This window comes from Edaphocola aurantiacus, from assembly GCF_019797745.1.
GTDB classification, from domain to species: Bacteria; Bacteroidota; Bacteroidia; order Chitinophagales; family Chitinophagaceae; genus Edaphocola; species Edaphocola aurantiacus.
The window spans coordinates 196265-215604 of record NZ_VOSI01000003.1; the positions used below are offsets into that span (position 1 = coordinate 196265).

At 44.7% G+C, this 19340-nt stretch carries 14 protein-coding genes and 1 tRNA gene; 10 read left to right on the top strand and 5 right to left on the bottom strand.

Translation table 11 applies throughout. From position 1 onward, the window contains the following. Positions 1-68 precede the first annotated feature (68 nt). Positions 69-140, top strand: a tRNA-Met gene (locus tag FTD44_RS09510). A 135-nt stretch (positions 141-275) separates the two neighbouring features. Then, positions 276-743, top strand: coding sequence for a DoxX family protein (locus tag FTD44_RS09515; protein WP_222166233.1), 468 nt, complete (start codon positions 276-278; stop codon positions 741-743). A gap of 652 nt (positions 744-1395) precedes the next feature. Here FTD44_RS09515 and FTD44_RS09520 read toward each other — a convergent pair. From FTD44_RS09520 to FTD44_RS09535, 4 genes are all read right to left on the bottom strand, one after another. Continuing rightward, positions 1396-1851: a DUF1801 domain-containing protein gene (locus FTD44_RS09520; protein ID WP_246625393.1), complete on the bottom strand. Its 456-nt coding sequence runs from the start codon at positions 1849-1851 to the stop codon at positions 1396-1398. Positions 1852-1971: 120 nt separating this feature from the next. Further along, the gene (locus tag FTD44_RS09525) at positions 1972-2484 is read right to left on the bottom strand and encodes a methylated-DNA--[protein]-cysteine S-methyltransferase (RefSeq protein ID WP_222166234.1); all 513 of its coding nucleotides are present in this window, start codon (positions 2482-2484) and stop codon (positions 1972-1974) included. Next, the gene (locus FTD44_RS09530) at positions 2456-3892 is read right to left on the bottom strand and encodes an MFS transporter (protein ID WP_222166235.1); all 1437 of its coding nucleotides are present in this window, start codon (positions 3890-3892) and stop codon (positions 2456-2458) included. The genes FTD44_RS09525 and FTD44_RS09530 overlap by 29 nt, the downstream gene beginning before the upstream one ends. Then, positions 3892-4455 (bottom strand): TetR/AcrR family transcriptional regulator, encoded by a 564-nt coding sequence (locus FTD44_RS09535; protein ID WP_222166236.1) that lies wholly within the window; start codon positions 4453-4455, stop codon positions 3892-3894. The genes FTD44_RS09530 and FTD44_RS09535 overlap by 1 nt, the downstream gene beginning before the upstream one ends. Positions 4456-4626: 171 nt before the next feature. On the opposite strand from FTD44_RS09535, the gene FTD44_RS09540 reads away from it, so the two are divergent. From FTD44_RS09540 to FTD44_RS09565, 6 genes are all read left to right on the top strand, one after another. Next, entirely contained in the window at positions 4627-5238 is a 612-nt protein-coding gene (locus tag FTD44_RS09540) for a hypothetical protein (protein ID WP_222166237.1), read from the top strand. A gap of 229 nt (positions 5239-5467) precedes the next feature. Then, positions 5468-6883 carry an aldehyde dehydrogenase family protein gene (locus tag FTD44_RS09545; RefSeq protein ID WP_222166238.1) on the top strand — a complete coding sequence of 472 codons (1416 nt, stop codon included), beginning with the start codon at positions 5468-5470 and terminating at the stop codon, positions 6881-6883. Between the two features lie 5 nt (positions 6884-6888). Then, a complete protein-coding gene (locus FTD44_RS09550) occupies positions 6889-7719 on the top strand; it encodes an AraC family transcriptional regulator (RefSeq protein ID WP_222166239.1) in 831 nt (276 codons plus the stop codon). 19 nt (positions 7720-7738) lie between these two features. Further along, positions 7739-8536 carry an SDR family NAD(P)-dependent oxidoreductase gene (locus FTD44_RS09555; RefSeq protein WP_222166240.1) on the top strand — a complete coding sequence of 266 codons (798 nt, stop codon included), beginning with the start codon at positions 7739-7741 and terminating at the stop codon, positions 8534-8536. A gap of 555 nt (positions 8537-9091) precedes the next feature. Further along, a complete protein-coding gene (locus FTD44_RS09560) occupies positions 9092-10165 on the top strand; it encodes a radical SAM protein (RefSeq protein ID WP_222166241.1) in 1074 nt (357 codons plus the stop codon). Between the two features lie 461 nt (positions 10166-10626). Continuing rightward, the gene (locus tag FTD44_RS09565; protein WP_222166242.1) at positions 10627-12234 is read left to right on the top strand and encodes a T9SS type A sorting domain-containing protein; all 1608 of its coding nucleotides are present in this window, start codon (positions 10627-10629) and stop codon (positions 12232-12234) included. Between the two features lie 605 nt (positions 12235-12839). Here the strand turns inward: FTD44_RS09565 and FTD44_RS09570 are convergent. Beyond that, positions 12840-14333: a serine hydrolase gene (locus FTD44_RS09570; RefSeq protein ID WP_222166243.1), complete on the bottom strand. Its 1494-nt coding sequence runs from the start codon at positions 14331-14333 to the stop codon at positions 12840-12842. Between the two features lie 224 nt (positions 14334-14557). Here FTD44_RS09570 and FTD44_RS09575 point away from each other — a divergent pair, with 224 nt between their 5' ends. Continuing rightward, entirely contained in the window at positions 14558-14893 is a 336-nt protein-coding gene (locus tag FTD44_RS09575) for a DUF6660 family protein (protein ID WP_222166244.1), read from the top strand. Between the two features lie 138 nt (positions 14894-15031). Further along, a complete protein-coding gene (locus tag FTD44_RS09580) occupies positions 15032-19339 on the top strand; it encodes a CusA/CzcA family heavy metal efflux RND transporter (protein ID WP_222166245.1) in 4308 nt (1435 codons plus the stop codon). Position 19340: the final 1 nt, after the last annotated feature.

Consider the following 19340-nt stretch of genomic DNA (forward strand, 5'->3'; position numbering starts at 1 on the left):
TTTTTGGATTAATTATCAAAAAGATTTGGCAGAGTAAAAAAAGAGTTCTACTTTTGCACCCACAACAGCGCGAGGTAGAGCAGCGGTAGCTCGTCGGGCTCATAACCCGAAGGTCGTTGGTTCGATTCCAGCCCTCGCTACTCCGCAAAAGAGACATGTATAACGCATGTCTCTTTTTTTGTGTTAATCTTTCCCTACGCTCAATCGTTTTTCTTAAACCAGCTTAAGTTTTTAAAAACAAGGCAGGTCTACATTTGCACTTTAACGGAGTCGATATGAAGCATGTACACAGCAGCGATTGGGCGCAACTATTTTTAAGGATCGCGCTTTCCTTAGCACTATTATCGGCGGTTGCAGACCGGCTGGGCATGTGGCCGGTAGAATATGCGGTCTGGGGTAATATGGATAAATTTATCGAATACACAGGGCAGATCACCTCCTTTCTGCCTGCGGGAATGCAGAACATCAATGCTAACCTGGCGACCTTTGCAGAGACAATCCTTGGCCTATTGCTCATCGCAGGCTTTAAAACCAGATGGGTAGCCATGCTTACAGGTATCCTGCTCATGATCTTTGCCATTTCCATGACCATAACATTAGGTATAAAATCAACATTCGACTATTCTGTCTGGGTCGGTAGTGCAGCAGCCTTTTTATTAAGCAGCCAGAAAGTATTTACCTACAGCATGGATAGCCTTATAGAGAAGGAAAGGAAGTATAAGCAGGCCATAAAAAGTAACTGAGTATCCGCTTTTAGGAAACAATACTAAATATTACTCTTTTGGTTTCCACCTATACTTATTGGTACCTTTTGCCTTGATGCAAAAGGTAGCGCCAAAAAATCAAGGCTGTATAAATCCCTGGCTAAAAACCAATGTGTCGGTCGGTTGCAAACCAGAACGCTGCGCTCAGACAGTGGTTTCCGACTTAATCGACCGAGTCAATGATTTTATTAACGCCGGATTTATAAGGCCATTTGGAGCGATCTGCACGGTACGGATCGCTTATTGTTTTCATCACAGCGATAGCCATTTTGGTTGGAGCTCTGCGATCGTTGAGCAGCGAACGCATCACACGTTAAGCTCAGACGATCAATGCACGCAACGGTACAAAATGGCGGTGCTTTGCAATCGCATTGATGAAAACAAAGGCATTTTTGGTCCTTTTGTTGCCGGACAAAAGGACGGACAAGATAGGTTACTACATGCGGATAGTCAGTGAAAATTAGAATGGCTACCAGTAATGTGGGCAATTATTTTTCTTCTTATCTATGGAAGCTAAATAAGTAATGTAAGTCTTTATTTCCTGAAAGCAAATACTCAATAAAAATGATGAAGCGGTATACCGTCGAGCTATAGGCTTACCGGTATACCGCTTTATGTAGTGCATTGATGCCTATCGTTGCAGGTTATGCTCGTATATGCTTACCCAATCCGCAATACTCATTTTTGTAGCTAGTTCAGCAATCAGATCAAAGGGTATCTGATCCGGTTTTTTGAATCGGATACAGCTCTTTCCCATATCCAGCTTGGTTTTGCTGTGTTTAGGGTATTCGTTTACAAACCAGTCATGTAATTCCTTATCGGCATATAGTCCCATATGATACAAGGCAATAAAATTTTTCTGTGAGGCAATATTGATAAAAGGAAGGGCTAGTTTCGGATCACAGTGATAGCCTTTTGGATAAATACTGTGTGGTACCACAAAAGCGATCATTCCATAACCTACCGTTTCAGAAAAGCCCTCAGGCAGATTTTTGGATATAACCCGTTTCAGTTCATATACGGCCTGTTTTCTGTCTTCCGGCAGTTGATCTATATATTGCTCTGGTGAGCTGGCTTCTATTTTCATATGCTGTTAGAAATATTGTTGTACACTGGAGCACTGTTCCCGATCAGTCCGGCTTCAGTGCTGAAATACAAATAGAATCAATTTTGCAGTTTTGTTCAAATATATTTTAGGAATAAAGGCTTAGAATAAGCTTGGCATCCTGAGCTCCTGTTCCAGGGAAAGCAGCAGGGACTTACGGTCCAGGCCACCGGCAAAACCGACCAGTTTGCCCGAGGCGCCAATCACCCGATGACAGGGAACGATAATCGCCACCGGATTTTTATTCAGCGCACCACCGACTGCACGTACCGCTTTTATATCACCCAGTATCCTGGCCAGTTCTCCGTAGGTTCTTGTTTTACCATAAGGAATCTGTAACAGCGCTTCCCATGCCCTGATCTGAAATTCCGTTCCCTGAAGGTCGAGCGGCAAATCAAAACCGGTTCTTATCCGCGCAAAGTACTCTCCTAGTTGCCTTTCTGCGGCCAGTAGTATAGGCGCATGTTCACTATGCACTGCACCGGGTAGTTTGGTTCGGCAATAATCCTCGCCCTCCCATAAAACAGCCACCAGGCCTTTATCAGAGGCCACCAGCCGTATGGTACCAACCGGCGAGGGCATGTCTTTATAGTTCAAAAGGTTCGACGCTTTCATGAATAAGTTCTTTGCTGTTTTTACGACGTGTGGTGCGGGCAGAAGGCAATAACTGCAACATGATGCCTACCATCGCCACACAGACCAGGATTGCAATTACACCGGCCTTATATGCCATCTGCCAGCTCTGTTGAGAGAAGTAGAAGAATATGCCGCCAATGATGCTTACCCCCAATGCAGAGGCTGTTTGCTGAAATGTGGAATAGATTCCCGCTGCTGCACCTGCATATTGTGAAGGTACATTTTTAAGGGCCAGGTTCAGCAGAGAGGGGAGTACCAATCCGTTACCAAAACCCCAAAGGCCCATCAGGCCTATAATAGCCCAGGTATTGATGCCCGGTTTCCATACAGTCATCTGCAAATAAAATGCAGCGGCCAGTACCAGAACACCCACCTGTAATACCCGTTTGCCATAAGTTACGATCATCCCTGACGCCAGTACAGATGATATGATAAACAAAATGCCCGGAGCGATAAAATACAGACCACAATCTACAGCCGAAACACCAAGACCGTTCTGGATGTATACCGCACTCAGCAACAGGTAGGCCGTATGCAGCATAAAGTGGAACAGCACTGCTATCAGGCCGATATTGAAGTCCTTAATTTTAAATAAACGTACATCAATTAGGGGATTACGGTTAGTCTTCAGCTTCATGCGCTGATTATAGATAAAGAATGCAAAGAGTACTGCAGATAAGACAAATAACGCAATGCTCCATAAGGGCCAGCCCGCTTCACGTCCCTCGATCAATGGATAGATCAGGCTGAACAGGGCTGTTGTCAGAATGAAGATACCGGTATAATCAAATTTAGTACGCTGATGTTTTTCCGTTTCGGTTACATATTTATGAGTGGCCCATAGGGTAACAATGCCTATCGGAAGATTGATAAAGAAGATCAGCCTCCAGCCTTCAATGGCCCAATGGGTTTCGGAAAGGTAACCGCCCAGCACCTGTCCTATTACCGCGGCTGTACCTAGGGTGATACCGTACAGGCCGAATGCTTTGGCTCGTTCTTTAGTTTCGGTAAATAGTACCTGTATAAAAGCGATGGTCTGCGGTACCATAAATGAAGCACTAAGCCCTTGCAGGAATCGTGTAATATTTAATTGCAGGGCAGACTCAGACAAGCCACAGAGGGAGGAGGTTATCGTAAAGGCAAACATACCCCAGAAGAAAACCTTCTTACGTCCGAAATGATCGCCCGCTCTACCACCAGTAATCAGGAATGCTGCATAACCAAGGAGGTAGCCGGCAATGACCAGCTGGATTTCAGCATCTGTCGCATGTACCCCTTTCTTAATAGAGGGTACGGCAATGTTTATAATGAATACGTCTATAACGGAAAGTAAAGGGGCTGATAATACAATGGCCAGTTCCAGCCATTTGTTTTTTACATCTTTCATCAGATTAATTTTTTAATGATTTTTTTTGCTGCCTTCAGTTCCGCAGTCTGTTTAAATACCGATACGCTGGTAAGCGCCCCTTCCAGGGTGAAGAATATTAATTCGCTCAGTTCCTGATCAGTCAGGTTTTTCTGGTGGCCGGAGGCTGCAACCAGTTTTTTGATAATAGACTTGCTATGGACTTTCGTAGCCTGTATTTCAGCCAATACACGCGGGTCGCTGGTTCCGGCCTCATCATTTGCTTTTATAAACGGGCATCCTCCAAACTGTCTGATCTCCTGGCGTTCGATGTGGTAATCAAAAATAGCCAGCAGCTTATCTTTAGGATCGGTCACCTTATCTATGGCCGCTTGCAGGCGGCTATGCCAGCGTTCATGTGTGCGTTGGATATAAGCAACCAGCAGATCCGTCTTTGTCTCGAAGTGTTTGTACAAAGATGCTTTGGCAATATCAGCTTCCTCTATAACCTGGTTTATGCCGGTATTACTATAGCCCTGAGTATAGAATAAACGCTCTGCAGTATCAAGAATCTTGTCAATAACGACTTGTCCTCTTTGTTTCATTATGCAAAGATAGATATTAAATAGACAGAATTGTCTATTTAATAAAAATATTTTAACATAGCGCATGATGTTTCGCATTCCGGGATGTCTTAGAATAGCTGCGCTATGATTGGTTATGCTTATATTTATAGTATAATAATGCATCAATCTCATGAGTTAAACCTTTGCGATATGAACAAAAACAAAACAAGGATATTCAGTCCCATAATGATCGTGGTATTGGTGGCAGTTACCTTACTCATTCTTTTTTCCGATACCATCTTCTCTTCCCGCTCGGAATTTGATGTTGTAGACAAGCCCAATGATAAAATGATTGCTATGTTCAATACGGAAATAGATAAAGAGATAGATAACCATACGCAAAGTGCAAGCTACCCGGGTTATATTCCGGAAAGCAGGCAGAATGTAGTCCTTTACCTGAAAACATTACGCTCTATTGAGGGCTATGCCCGTTATGGTGTGCAGTCTACAAAACCACATAACTATATTGAGTTGAAACTAATATTCACAGACGGAAGCATTAAGAAAGAGGTCTATACGGGCTACAGTGTATCAGGCCTTATGGGACCATCCATATTAATGAAAGTAGATATGGACAATGGCCGGGCTGTAAAAGTCTACACGAACGGACAGGAAAAGAAAGGTTCACCGGAATGGGTAATACCCGAAATAAATATGCTTATCAATAAAGCTATTGCATACGATATAAACCAGCACCATAATCATTACTTCGCACCGGAGAAGACGCAGAAAGATTTTGAAAAGGAATGGGAAAAGCAGTAATGCAGGTATTCCTTTAAATCAGTGAAAACAAATACCGTCCGGGTTTCGGGCGGTATTTGTTTTGTGGCTAAACTGGATTAAGATAAGTTTTGGAGGCTTTATAGATAAAAAATAGCGGGCTTTTAAGCAAAGAAATCTGGGCTTTTCGGCAAACCTGCAGAATGCTTATCGAAGTAATTTTGTGTTTGAAATAACGATGCTCTTTGTGGCTCGTTTTAAAAGCAACAAAATGAAAATAATCAATCAGCATTATGTCAATGGAAGATTCATTCCTTCGACTGGTACAGAGGAGATGGACATCATCAATCCTTCTGATGGTGGCCTAATTGGTAAAGTAGTATTGGGCAATGAGCAGGATATAGCAACTGCAATAGCTGCTGCTTCGGCTGCTTTGCCCACTTTTGCGCAAACAAGCAGCGCACAACGTATGGATTATCTGCAGCGCCTGCATGATGCTCTAATGGAGCGGATCGACGATCTGCAGGAGGCAACTACGACCGAGTATGGTGCTACAGTACAGCGGTCCCGCTGGTCAAACCAGTATGCAGCAGAAACGTTCCTGTATTTTAAAGACATCCTTAAGGATTTTGAGTTTGAGCGCAACATTGGTCAGTCTACCATATCCATGGTACCGGTAGGAGTTACTGCAATCATGACTGCATGGAATGCCAATTCGGGGTCTATCAGCGTGAAGCTGGCTGCGGCTATTGCTGCAGGGTGTACTGTGGTGATCAAGCCCAGTGAAATGAGCGCTATACAGTCGCAGGTATTGGCCGAATGTTTTGATCGTGCAGGCCTTCCTCCGGGAGTGATCAATATGGTGCATGGTAGAGGCGATGTACTGGGTACCGTATTATCTACACATTCTGCTGTAGCTAAGATCCTGTTCACAGGGTCTACCTTTGTCGGCAAGATCATTGCGCGGAATGCAGTAGATACCATGAAACGCGTAACGCTTGAACTCAGTGGCAAATCACCCAATATCATTCTTGATGATGCCCATTTGGAGACCGCTATACCGATGGCGGTAAATGCCGCCTTTATGAATAGCGGTCAGGCCTGTATTGCAGGTACCCGGCTATTGGTGCCGGAAGCACTGCTGCCCGGGGTTAAGCGCATCCTGCTGGAGACCGTTGCCAAACAAACAGTAGGCGATCCGCGCGATGAACATACAGTCATAGGTCCGATGGCCAGTCAGAAACAGTTTGATCGCATACAGCATTATATCAACCTGGGTATAGAAGAAGGGGCAGAACTTTTAGCAGGTGGTCCGGGTAAACCAGCGGGATTGCAGGACGGGTTTTATGTCAAACCCACTATATTTACAGGAGTAAATAACAATATGACAATTGCTCAGGAAGAGATCTTCGGTCCTGTATTATCGGTTATTGCTTATACAACAGAAGAAGAGGCTATCGCCATTGCCAATGATACCATTTATGGCCTGCATGCATATGTAAGTTCATCAGATATGGAACGGGCCCGCAAAGTTGCCGCTCAGATTAATGCAGGACGGGTGGCCATCAATACCATCTATCATGATGCACGGGCACCATTCGGTGGATTTAAACAGTCCGGTGTAGGCAGAGAAGGAGGCGTTTATGGACTGGAAGAACAATTAGAACCAAAAGTAATCATCAGCTGATCATTATGGAATGCAAAAATGACCACTCAGGAAATAGTGTAAAGGATCCCGGTATGGGGCCCAGAATAGTATTGAATAGCTATTCCGGTGCCAATATCGAAGGTGAAGCTTTTGTGGTCGACCATATCTTCAGTTATATCCTGCAGGGTAAACAGGATGTCTGGCTTGCCGATCAGCAATACGCCTATCGTGAAGGAGACTTTCGCTTCTTCAGAAGGAACCAGCTTACTAAATACGTCAAAAGTACAACTGACGGCAGTTTCAGGTCTATAGCCGTACATATCGATCAGTCCACATTAAGGGAGATGAGCGAGCAATACGGGCTGAAGGCCGACGGAAGTTTTCCTCCTGAAGTACCAATGCTGATACAGTCCGATATCCTGTTGAAGGGTTATGTTGACTCATTAGTTCCTTATCTCCAGCAGCAACAGCCAGATGAACGCATTGTTGCTTTGAAAACAAGAGAGCTTGTTTTGCTGCTTATACAACATAATCCCGGGTTTAAAAATGCACTTTTCGACTTTAGTGAGCCGGGCAAGATAGACCTGGAAGCCTTTATGAACAGCCATTACAGGTATAATGTACCTATGGATCGGTTTGCCTTCCTTACAGGGCGTAGTCTTTCGGGATTCAAGCGCGATTTTGAAAAAATATTTCATATCAGCCCGAGCAGATGGTTGGTACAAAAGCGGTTGGAAGCCGCCCGTTTCCTGATCGAAGAGCGAAAAGAAAAACCTTCTGATGTGTACCTGGACCTGGGTTTCGAGGATCTCTCACATTTCTCTTTTGCCTATAAAAAGGCTTTTGGTTATGCACCAAATAAAAAATATTCATAGCATAAAAATCAATTAAAAGATGGACATACAAGTAAAGGGCAAGCGTGCCCTGGTCACCGGATCAAGTTCCGGTTTAGGCGAAGCCATTGCTAAAATGCTCGCCGGCGAAGGGGCCATGGTTATTATACATGGACGTAATCGTAAAAGGGCCGAAGAAGTTGCCGCCGAAATTATAGCCTCCGGCGGATCGGCAGAGGTTGCCATAGGAGACCTTTCTACAAATGAAGGAGCGGATGCAGTAGCCGCCGCAGCGTTGAGGTCAGGGCCGGTGGATATTCTGATTAATAATGCCGGAGCAACATCGCATCAGTCATGGGGTGAAGCAAGTGCCGAAGACTGGCTGGATCTGTATAATACCAATGTGGTTTCTTATGTGCGCATGGTACAGCGGATTGTTCCGCAGATGAAACTGCTCGGATGGGGCAGGGTCATACACATCGGTGGCGGACTGGGCATACAACCGATTAAAGAACAACCGCATTATAATGCAACGCTGGCGGCGCGTCATAATATGTCTGTATCACTGGCCAGGCAGCTTAAAGAAACCGGCATCACGTCCAATGTGGTATCTCCGGGCGCCATCATCAACCCTATGGTGGAGCAATGGCTGGAGCAGGCTGCACCGAAATTCGGATGGGGTAGTGATCCGGAGGAAATCAGGTATAAAGCAGTACAGGAGCTCATTCCCAATGATACCGGCAGATTCGGAACATCTGAAGAAATTGCAGGCGCCGTAGCTTATCTCTGCAGCCGTTATGCTGATTATATCAGCGGTGCGGTATTAAGGGTCGATGGAGGTACGATTCGTTGTCTGTAAGACAAAATGAATACCATAAACAGCGATTTGACAAATCGCTGTTCCCTTATTTATGTATGGTAGCAGTGAATGCTGTTAAGGCAACTGCCTGTTACTTTAGTATTTTTTGTACATTTGCATTCTTCAAACAAAATATAATAAGCATGTAAAATATAATTTCTTTCTGGCGAATAAAGACAGTGCTACATTCCGGCACGAACTTTATGAACGTTTATGGATAGAAGTTATGCTTATTGTACAAGTCCTTTCCAATATACAGCCCAACAAAGATTTACGGTTTCAATACATATACCTGGTGTGACACACAACCAGGGTATAGTCTTGTTGTAACAAGTACCGGACACTTCTTTTGGCTGAATATTATTCTGCGACGGTTTTCCTGCTTTCATGCGTGCGTACATTTTTATGTAAGCGTATTTATGTTTAGGCCACATGGGCACTATCCCTGACGATTCTTTATTGCCGCAAATCCAAACGAAACACTGCTTTAAAATCATGGAGCAGCAATATCTGATCAGGTTTTCTGAAAACAGGAGCTTAAATACAATATGCAAAATGAATATCACCAGCTTACCCAGTCCGCCAAGTGGCGGCATATTAGAACATATACAGTCATTTCTGACCAGTAAGGATATACCCTCGTACCGTTTCAGGCAGCTGGTACACGCTTTACAGCAGGGTAGCGTAAACTTTGAAGATGTAAAAGAGCTACCTAAGCCCTTGCGGGAGCAGTTGGTATCCCGATTCGGCATTACACCGCTGCCACTGACTATAGTGGAAAGCCATGCGTCAAAGCAGGTAGAGAAAATACTGTTTGAAACCAGGTCGAAAGCAAAAATAGAAACCGTCCTGTCTCACTACCGCAGCGGATGGACCTCCATGTGTATCTCTTCCCAGTCCGGATGCGGCCTGGGCTGTAGTTTCTGTGCTACTGCCGCAATGGGGCTGATGAGAAATCTTACGGCTGACGAAATCTGCGCACAGGTATTTCATTCGCACTGGCAAAGGAAATTGCCCGACAGTATCGCTTTTATGGGAATGGGAGAGGCCCTGGCCAATCCTAATATATTTACTGCCATCAAAGCCTTTACCACAAAAGGTTACGGAGGCCTTTCTCAAAGAAGGATTACCGTGTCTACGGTTGGTTTTGCACCTCATCTGGAGCGGCTGGTCCATGAGTTTCCTAATGTAACCATTACCTTATCGGTACATTCACCATTCCCTGAACAGCGGGCAGAACTCATTCCATTGGAAACTAAATTTCCCCTGGCAGATAATCTTGCAGTCCTGGATCAATATGTGCGCACATACAACCGCAAGGTATACCTCGCTTACCTGCTGATCAAAGATCTCAATGATACAGAGGAGCACTTGGATGCGCTGGTGGCTATGGTGAAGGCACAGTACCGGCCTGAGTTGTACCACATCAGTGTGATCCGGTATAACCAGGCATTTGGTGCCAATGCCGCTTATCAGCAACCAACTGCAGAAAAGGTTTCCATGTTTGTCGCGCAATTACAATCCCGCGGCATACATGCTACCAGAAGAACACAGTTTGGGTCCGGCATAGAAGCCGCCTGCGGACAGCTGCATGCAACTCATGAACAGAAGAAGAATCGTAGTAAATAACCGCTGTATACAATGAGAGCACATCTTTTGGTGTGCTTTCATTTTTAAAAAATAACTGACTATCCTCATGTAGTCTACTATTTTCTCCGTCCTTTTGTCTAGCAACAAAAGGACCAAAAATGCCTTTGTTTTCATCAAGGCAAAAGGTAGCAATAGATATAAATAAACTATTTAAATCATAATATTAGTTTTTGTTTCCTTTAAGCGGATACTCAATTAAAAATATTCTGGTGATGCCTCAGGTTGAATTTATTTACATATATCTATTCACAAATGTTTCAAAAGCCCATATTAACGGCAGTTAAGTCATGTCATTTTTTAAATCATTTTATTTGGAATTAATGTTGGTTTGATTATTTTGTGCATCGTTCAATAAAATCACTATCCGGTGAGATTTTGTTTTTTTTGACGCATTTTTCTTCACTCTATATAAATTTAAAACGACCAAAAAACAACCCATTATGAACAAATTTTTAAAAGCGGCCTCTTTGCTTGCACTTCCTTTATGCATTGGTGCTACTGCTGCACAGGCACAGACATTTGTACCGCCAAATGCTTATGAACATGTATTCAACGGCAACATTGTTAGTCAGTCAGATGAGGCATCCTGCTATTCCTTCAGAAATGTATATGGTACTACCGCATGGGGAGAGGTAGATGTATATCTTGCCGGATGGGGTATCGGGCTGAGTGAGGTTACAGTACAGTTTACCAAACCAAGCGATCCTTCCAATGTTGTGTATCATGAAACATTCCGTTACGATGATGCTTCTTCTTTCCAGGTAGGGGCCGTGTATAATGCAGCTACAGGCAACACACAGATCCTGGTGGCTTATGAGTGGGCAGGTTATAAAATTGACGTGTATGATATTACATCATCTCCTACAAATCCGGTAGTATATAATACTACCATCCCTATTACCTCTACACTTGGTTATTTCGGACACCGCATTCGCCTGGATGCGCAAAGTACTGACTTGCGCAAAGCAGCAGTTGTTTATGAAGATCCGTTTAGCCCTGGTGGTGGTGGTATCTTTGCTAAAGCTTGTCTGGATGGTAACTGGAGTAGTCCTGTTTTCCTGAGTGGTACTAACGGAGAAATCGGACCGGATCTGGCTCTGACAGAGATCGGCGGAGATACTTATGTTCGTTTTGTACACCAGAATGCTGCAGGTACGCAAATCAATTCCAGCATTATTGATTTTACCACTCTGTACGGTTCTACAGGTTTTGTTACGCCTTCCTTTGCTGATGTTCATTATCCGATTAATGGTATAGGTTCTAAGATTGTACTGGATTGTAAAGATGCCGATGATTCTAAGAACTGGGCCTATACTTTTGCAGATCAGACGCATGACAATGTAATTGTTCGTTATGATTACTACGGAACTACCGGTGATGTGAGTGTTAACTCCGGTGTCCTGGGCAATGCACCTCTTTCGGGATACAATGTTTACTCTCCGACTTTACACTATGGTGGCGGACGCTCTGGTAATGATGATATAACTGTGGGTTGGTATGCTACCAATAGCGGCTATAATGGCTATCTGGCCCTGGAAATGAAACCAGATGGAACTGGCATAGTTGGCTACCCGGATTATTGGGAACTGCCGAACGGATCTACTTCTGCTCCATACTCCAATCTGCCTAATACGGGTATTGCGTTCAGCAAATCTGATATAGACCTGACTCCGGATTTCATGTATGCAGTTTATTATAATCGTGATGCGAGCAGCACTTACCTGGACGAGTTGCACCATGCCTTCCATAAATGGGGTAATGTAGTGTTTAAAAACAATGTTACTTTAGATTTAGGAACAAGTACCGTATATCCTAACCCATTCTCTGATGTGCTGAGCACTACAGCAACGCTGAAAGCGCCTGGAACAGTACGCCTGGAGCTGGTAGATATTACTGGTCGCACAGTAGCACAACAGGAAACCAAGGCTGATAAAGGAACCTGGCCTATGCAACTCAGCGGATTGCAGAATGTAATTGCCGGAACTTATTTCCTCAATACCATTGTAGATGGTCAGCGTGTGAATACAAGAACGGTTATCAAGAAATAAAACCGAAGGATACACTATTTAAGTAGTGCCTTAATTATAAAAGGGGACATGTAATACATGGCCCCTTTTTATTTTATATGCCTATTCGCATGTAGGCAACTATTTTATTCGTCCTTTTTTGCCACACAAGAAAACCAAATGCACCTGTTTTTATTAAGGTGATTGCAAAGCACCGCCATTTTCTGTTATTGCGTGCTTGTGGATGGTTACCCTTTGAGTACATAAGGGTACGATGCCTTCTGCTGCTGTGGTTCCCATGGTGCAAGCCAAAATGGCTATCGCTTTGATGAAAACAATAAGCGATCCGTACAGAACAGATCGCTCGAAAGGCCTTATAAATCCGGCGTTCATAAAATCATTGGCTCGGTCGATCAAGTCGGAAACCACTGTCTGAGCGTAGCGAGTCTGGTTTGCGACCGACCGACACATTGATTTTTAGCCAGGGATTTATACAGCCTTGATTTTTTGGCGGTACCTTTTGCATCAAGGCAAAAGGTAGTAATAATGACAAATGGAGGCTAAAGAATAATGTAAATCCTTATTTCCTAAAGAGTATACTCCGTTTATTTTACTGTCGCCATATGAAAGACAGAATCCGGTACAACTTATTGCTTCATTTCTATATCAATAATACGCTGGCCATCTGCTCCAAGGTATTTCCTGATCAGTGGTGCATATAGTTGTGCACCATTATCACCGTTGGTAAAAATCAGTAATCCCTTTTGTATTTTGGGTAAAAGAAATACAATTGTACGCACACCATCATCCGATCCGCCATGTGATAAGGCATAATTTCCGTTGCCGAGATCATAGATTTCAAATCCAAGGCCAAAGTGCTTTCCTTTTTCACTGGCCACCTGCGGGGTGCTCATTTCCTTAAACACAGTACTGCTCAGTCCTGATCCGTTCAGTACACTGACCAGGAAGGTACCATAATCCTCAATGCTTGTCGTCAGGTCATCTGCCGCATTAGGTGTATTGTTTTTGGTGATGTTGTAGGCCTTCCCATTTGCATCATATCCTATAGCCAGCCGGGCAGTATCTATCGATTCGCTCCAGGTATAACGGGTGTCTTTCAGTTTTAATGGAGTAAAAATCTGCTCACTGGCCAGTTGCTGCAGCGATTTGCCAAACTTCTTTTCCAGGGCTCTTCTCAGGTATTCAAATCCCTCTCCGGAATACTGGTATCTGGTTCCTGGATCAAATGCAAATTTCAGTTTCTTATCCTCATTATTCCAGCGCCAGTTTGAAAAGCCTGTCTGGTGGCTAAGTACAAATCTTGTAGTCAGCAACTTCGCCCTGGGATCTGTGGCAATATCAGGATCGGTCCAGTACCTGGTCAGCGGCTCATCCAGACTCCATTTTCCCGAACTCACCAGTTTTAAGGCAACCAATGCCGTAACCGGTTTGGTCAGAGAGGCAACATTAAATATAGTGTTATATGGTGCTGCATTTCCTGTCGCTCGCGCGCCGAAAACTTTTATCTGCTGTAGTTTTCCATGTTCAATAATGCCGATTCCAAGTGCCGGAACCTTATTGTCCTGTAGCCATTTTTCTATTTCTGAATCCTGATCCGGGAGTGCATCATCTGTAATTACGGCTTCGCGTACATGCTCAAAGCTATATGATTTAGCCAGCTTCCATACGCCATTTTCCAAAAGCCAGAGATGAGAAAATCGTGCAGAACCCCCAATGCTTTCCGGTTGGCCTTTTTGCTGCTCATAAAATTGGTGCACACCATTCTGGATAGCGCCATATACAGCACCAGGGTTTCCGGGATTATATAATGCAAATATCTCTGTACTTCCTGCTAAGAGCTTCCTTCTGGCCTGGTACTGTTCCGTATCCTTGCACAGACCTGTTCTGAGATCCAATAAGAATTTTTTCCGGTCTGCAATGCCATTTTTGTCATGATAGAATTCAAATTTATCACTCAGTAATTGTTCAAACTGTGTAATGTCGCAATGGTTGAACCCGACATCGAAGAGCAGGCTATCTCTCGATAAAATTGTTTTATACAGTGCCGTGTTTTTGTCTACCTGTGCAAATACGGAGCAGGTAAGCAGGAGCGAACAAAAGGTAATAAGAATTTTTTTCATGCTGATATTTTGTAACAGGGCTAAGATAAAGCAAGCAACGGTTTGCCGGATAAATGTAATCAAATTTTGAGATAGTGACAGATCGCAATTGCTGCACGCCAGAAATATTGCTGTAGTGCTTTTTCGGCTCCTAATGCTGCTGCCGGAGACTCCTTATCAAGTTGATGATAGACCCGAATTTTTGCAATAGCATTGCATTCGTTTTTTCCTATATTTGTATCCTTATGTATTGGTTAAAGGTCATATGGGCTATCTATCTCGTGGTACTGTCATTCGTACCCTGCAGCGATGCAGTGAATCGCTGTGCAGATAGTGCTGATACATATAAGATCAGTTTAACTACTGAACATGACCACCAGGAAGACAGTGACGATAACTGTACTCCTTTTTGTCATTGCACCTGTTGCAGCATCAGTATTACCCTTACCGATAACAGGCTGGTCTCCTTATTTGAAAGGACACTTCCTGATTTTGCTACCCCAAAGGTCTTTATCAAAGATCACTTCCTGCCCTCCGGTTACTTCGGAAATATATGGCAACCGCCAAGATTAACTGCATAACATTATTATTTAAGGCATTTCGTTTGTACAGGCTCTATTGAGATAATAGTACCTGGCTTCGTGTATCCTTATCATTTTGCTTATTGTGCCCCGCACAGTAAGCCGGTATTTATTGTTAAGCAATTAATCAAATACATTGTGTTAGATCGTGTCATAAAATTCAGTATCAAAAACAAGATCATCATTGGTGTGATGACTTTACTGCTCATTATATGGGGCTTGTGGAGCGCTACAAAACTACCTATTGATGCGGTACCTGATATTACCAATAACCAGGTACAGATCCTCACCACCAGTCCTACGCTGGCAGGGCAGGAGGTAGAACAATTGGTCACCTTTCCCATAGAGCAAAGCATAGCAACTGTGCCCGGAATTGAAGAAACCAGGAGTATTTCCCGTTTCGGACTTTCGGTGATCACAGTGGTATTCAAAGAAAACGTAGACATATATTTCGCCCGGCAACTGATCAATGAGCGCCTTAAAGAAGCCGTCGACCAGATACCGAAAGGAGCGGGTACCCCAGAACTGGCCCCGGTCAGCACTGGCCTTGGTGAGGTATACCAGTACATTATACATCCAAAGAAAGGCAGCGAACAGAAGTACGATCCCAAAGACCTGCGTACGATGCAGGACTGGATCGTGGCCCGGCAGTTGTACGGCACACCTGGTATCGCAGAAGTGAACAGCTTCGGCGGAGAGTTGAAACAATATGAAGTAGCCGTAAACCCGGACCGGCTCCGGGCCATGGGGGTAAGCGTACCTGAAGTATTTACCGCCCTGGAAAAAAATAACCAGAATACCGGCGGAGCTTATATAGATAAAAAGCCCAATGCCTATTTCATCCGTGGCATAGGTCTGGCCACCTCTCTGGACGATGTCCGGAATATTGCCGTGAAGACGACCGGAGCAGTACCCGTGTTTATCAAAGATGTGGCAGAGGTACGCTTTGGCCATGCTGTGCGTTATGGTGCACTGACCTATAATGGTGAAGTAGATGCAGTAGGAGGCGTTGTGATGATGCTTAAAGGAGAGAACAGCAATGAAGTGGTGAAGCGTATTAAAGCGAAACTAGCCACTATTCAGCATTCTCTGCCCGATGATGTAGTGATAGAGGCCTACCTCGATCGTACGGACCTTGTGGGCAGAGCAATCGGAACAGTAGAAAAAAACCTGATAGAAGGAGCATTGATCGTGATTTTTGTCCTGGTACTATTCCTCGGCAACTTCCGTGCAGGACTCATTGTAGCATCTGCTATCCCACTGGCTATGCTTTTTGCATTGGGCATGATGAACGTCTTCGGTGTCAGTGCTAACCTGATGAGCCTTGGTGCGATTGATTTCGGTTTGATTGTAGACGGTGCCGTTATCATCGTAGAAGCCACCATGCATCACCTGGGGCTGCGCAAATCGGTACGCAGATTAAGTCAGCAGGAAATGGATGACGAAGTGTTTGTATCTGCCTCACGCATCCGCACCAGCGCTGCATTCGGAGAGATCATTATCCTGATCGTATACATTCCCATTCTTACATTGGTTGGGGTAGAAGGCAAGATGTTTCGCCCTATGGCGCAGACCGTAGGCTTCGCCATCTTCGGTGCATTGATCTTATCGCTGACCTACATCCCCATGATGTGTGCCTTGTTCTTATCTAAAAACATAAGCCATAAACGCAACTTCAGCGACCGGATGATGGATTGGTTGCAGCGCATCTATCAGCCTTTGTTGCAAAAGGCCATAAAAATTAAATATACCATTGTCGGTATTGCAGTCGGACTGTTTGCCTTGTCTGTATTCTTTTTCAGTCGCATGGGCGGAGAGTTTATACCGCAGTTGCAGGAAGGTGATTATGCCTTTCACTGTATTCTGCCGCAGGGAAGTTCGCTGAGCCAGAGTATAGAAACTTCCATGCAGGCATCGCGGATCATCAAACAATTTGATGAAGTGAAAATGGTAGTAGGTAAGACAGGTGCCGCGGAAGTGCCTACGGATCCTATGCCACCCGAAGCCACCGACCTGATCATTGTATTGAAGCCCCAGGCAGCATGGAAGTCGGGTCGTAGTTACGAGGAATTGTCCGATGAAATCATGGAAAAACTGGAAGTGATCCCCGGCGTATTCTTTGAGCAGAACCAGCCGATACAGATGCGTTTTAATGAACTCATGACCGGAATCCGGCAGGATGTGGCAGTTAAGATATTCGGTGAAAATATAGATACGTTATCCGCTTATGCCAAAAAGGTAAGTGCCGTCATTCAGACCGTAGAAGGGGCAACCGCACCTCAGATTGAAAGGGTGAGTGGCTTGCCGCAGATCAATATTGAATATGATCGTACACGCATTGCGAATTACGGGCTGACCATACAAGATGTCAATGATGTAGTAAGTACTGCATTTGCGGGCAAAAGTGCAGGACAGATCTATGAAAATGAGCGCCGCTTTGACCTGGTCGTAAGGCTGGACAGTGCCCATCGCAGCAGTATAGAAGATGTCAGTAACCTCATGATCCCGACCAGCACCGGGGTACAGGTACCGCTTGCACAGGTTGCTACTATCAGGTATAAACTGGGTCCGGCACAGATCAGCCGCGAAGCGGGTAAGCGCCGTATTGTGATCGGTTTTAATGTTTCGGGAAGAGATGTACAAAGTGTGGTAAATGATATCCAGCAACAATTGGGAGCAAAGGTAAAACTGCCCTCCGGTTACTACTTTACCTATGGCGGTCAGTTTGAAAATCTTCGCGAAGCCAGTGGTCGCCTCATGATCGCAGTGCCCGTATCGCTGCTGCTGATCTTTATGCTGCTGTATTTTACCTTTAATTCGCTGAAGCAGGCAAGCCTTATTTTTACGGCTATTCCGATGAGCGCCATTGGTGGTGTGTTTGCGCTGATGTTGCGTGGAATGCCTTTTAGTATCAGTGCGGGTATTGGTTTTATCGCCTTATTCGGAGTCGCAGTACTGAATGGAATTGTGCTGATAGGTACCTTTAATCAGCTCAGAAAAGATGGCATGGAAGATGTTCATGAACGTGTGAAAGCAGGAACCGTCGCGCGTTTGCGCCCGGTATTAATGACCGCAATGGTCGCCTCTCTGGGCTTCCTGCCCATGGCGATTAGCACCAGTGCGGGAGCAGAGGTGCAGAAGCCGCTGGCCACTGTAGTGATCGGTGGTCTGGTGACGGCTACTTTACTCACCTTATTTGTCCTGCCCCTCCTGTATATCATTTTTAATTCAAAAGTCAATCTTAAAACAGGTATGATGAAGTCTGTTGCCACCGCCTTACTGCTGCTGATAGGCATCACCGGTGCCTCTGCGCAAAAGCGGGTCAGTATCGAAGAATTGCTGAATAAAGCTTTGAGCAATAATCAGCAATTGAGCATTAATGAGAAAGAAATCCGTAGTGCAGGTCTTAATGTCGGGACTGCTGCAGATATACCTAAAACGGGTGTATTTGCAGAGAACGAAGATCTGCGCCCTTCGGATCATAACGGTATCCTAAAGATCGGTATTGCGCAAAGTATTGCCTGGCCAGGTTTGTATGCAGCCAGACGGGAGTACCTTCGGGAGCAACTGAAGTATGCCGAGCGTAATAAAGATGTATTGCAGAGCGTGATCAGAAGAGATGTGCGCAGTGCTTATTACCAGCTCTGTTACCTTCAGGATAAGGAATTGCTCTATTTTCAATTGGATAGCGTCTATACCAATCTTGCCGATGCAGCATCTGTAAGGGTTCATGCGGGAGATGCCGCAACGCTTGATCAGATCTCGGCAGAAACGAAACAACGTGAGCTACAGGCGCTTCTGGAACAGAATAAAAGAGAGATAAGCCTGCAGCAGATGCAATTGATGATATTGCTGAATGAAACAGTGCCTTATATGCCTTTGTTTAAACCTTTAGAAAGGTTACCCCTGCAGTCATCGGATCGTACGGAGCATCCGGTCATTGCATTGCAACGACAAACGGTAGACATTGCAGCGGCTAATATCCTGGTGTATAAAAACACTAATATGCCTGAGTTTTCAGGCAGGGTGTTCAGTCAGAGACTCTGGGGGGCGCCTGACCCTTTTACAGGCTTTTCTGTTACCGCAGCAATTCCTTTGTTCGGAGCTCATGCATACCGCAATCGCGTAAAAGTTGCAACCGCTGAGAAAGCAGTGCAGGAGGAGAGTCTGGCCTACCAGGAGTTGAAATTTGAGGTGCAGAGAGCTGCGGCCCTTATTGAATTGGATAAGCATAATGTCCTCTTGAAATTTTATGAGCAATCGGGATTAAAACAGTCGGAGGAGATTATTCGAGCAGCAACACTCAGTTACCGATCCGGTGCCATCAGCTTCGCAGAACTAAGCCAGTTCCTCAGTCAGGCCATTGGTATACGACAGAACTACCTGGACGCACTGAATCTCTACAATCAGGCTGTAATACAAATCAATTACTACGATAATAAATAAG

Coding starts and splice junctions, on each gene's coding strand:
- FTD44_RS09515 (WP_222166233.1), top strand. CDS start 276: ATGAAGCATGTACACAGCAGCGATTGGGCGCAACTATTTTTAAGGATC.
- FTD44_RS09520 (WP_246625393.1), bottom strand. CDS start 1,851: ATGAAAATAGAAGCCAGCTCACCAGAGCAATATATAGATCAACTGCCG.
- FTD44_RS09525 (WP_222166234.1), bottom strand. CDS start 2,484: ATGAAAGCGTCGAACCTTTTGAACTATAAAGACATGCCCTCGCCGGTT.
- FTD44_RS09530 (WP_222166235.1), bottom strand. CDS start 3,892: ATGAAAGATGTAAAAAACAAATGGCTGGAACTGGCCATTGTATTATCA.
- FTD44_RS09535 (WP_222166236.1), bottom strand. CDS start 4,455: ATGAAACAAAGAGGACAAGTCGTTATTGACAAGATTCTTGATACTGCA.
- FTD44_RS09540 (WP_222166237.1), top strand. CDS start 4,627: ATGAACAAAAACAAAACAAGGATATTCAGTCCCATAATGATCGTGGTA.
- FTD44_RS09545 (WP_222166238.1), top strand. CDS start 5,468: ATGAAAATAATCAATCAGCATTATGTCAATGGAAGATTCATTCCTTCG.
- FTD44_RS09550 (WP_222166239.1), top strand. CDS start 6,889: ATGGAATGCAAAAATGACCACTCAGGAAATAGTGTAAAGGATCCCGGT.
- FTD44_RS09555 (WP_222166240.1), top strand. CDS start 7,739: ATGGACATACAAGTAAAGGGCAAGCGTGCCCTGGTCACCGGATCAAGT.
- FTD44_RS09560 (WP_222166241.1), top strand. CDS start 9,092: ATGAATATCACCAGCTTACCCAGTCCGCCAAGTGGCGGCATATTAGAA.
- FTD44_RS09565 (WP_222166242.1), top strand. CDS start 10,627: ATGAACAAATTTTTAAAAGCGGCCTCTTTGCTTGCACTTCCTTTATGC.
- FTD44_RS09570 (WP_222166243.1), bottom strand. CDS start 14,333: ATGAAAAAAATTCTTATTACCTTTTGTTCGCTCCTGCTTACCTGCTCC.
- FTD44_RS09575 (WP_222166244.1), top strand. CDS start 14,558: ATGTATTGGTTAAAGGTCATATGGGCTATCTATCTCGTGGTACTGTCA.